Origin of the sequence: Pseudomonas sp. SWRI179, assembly GCF_014268705.1 — a bacterium.
Lineage (GTDB): Bacteria > Pseudomonadota > Gammaproteobacteria > Pseudomonadales > Pseudomonadaceae > Aquipseudomonas > Aquipseudomonas zanjanensis.
This window is the reverse complement of sequence record NZ_JABWRA010000144.1, coordinates 1-436: the sequence shown is the minus strand read 5'-3', so window position 1 is coordinate 436 and position 436 is coordinate 1. Positions and strand designations below refer to the sequence as shown.

The following is a 436-nucleotide window of genomic DNA, read 5'->3' as shown; positions in this document are numbered from 1 at the left end:
CGCCGACCAGACGATCTGGCCGTTGGGGTTGGTCAGTTCCTGGGGCGTGCCCAGGTGGTCGAGGTGGTAGTAGAACGGCGTGGTGTTTTCCAGGCCTTCGCCATTGAGCATCGCCAGCGGGCGGAAGGTGCCCGGTTCATAGACGTAGCTGCGGTGATGGCGCGGGCTGTTTTCGGCGACGACTTGGTCGCCCTGCCAGAAAAATTCCGTGGTCAGGCCGTCCACGGTCTTGCTGATGCGTCGGCCGAAGGCGTCGTAGCGGTAGGAGGTTTCGCAGCCGTCGGCCGTGTTGATGCCGATCAAGCGGTGTTGGCTGTCGTAGCGGTAGGCGCTGACCAAGGCCTGGCCGCGGCGTTCGCGGATCAGGTTGCCGAAGGCGTCGTAGTCGTAGTGGCGGTCGCCCTCCTTCAGCAGGCGGTTGCCCTTGAGGGTGGTC

General features: G+C 64.7%; 1 protein-coding gene. It reads right to left on the bottom strand.

Annotated features, from left to right (window positions below; all coding sequences use genetic code 11):
- The coding region (locus HU767_RS29220; RefSeq protein ID WP_186731121.1) for an RHS domain-containing protein at window positions 1-436 on the bottom strand (436 nt) is incomplete at both ends.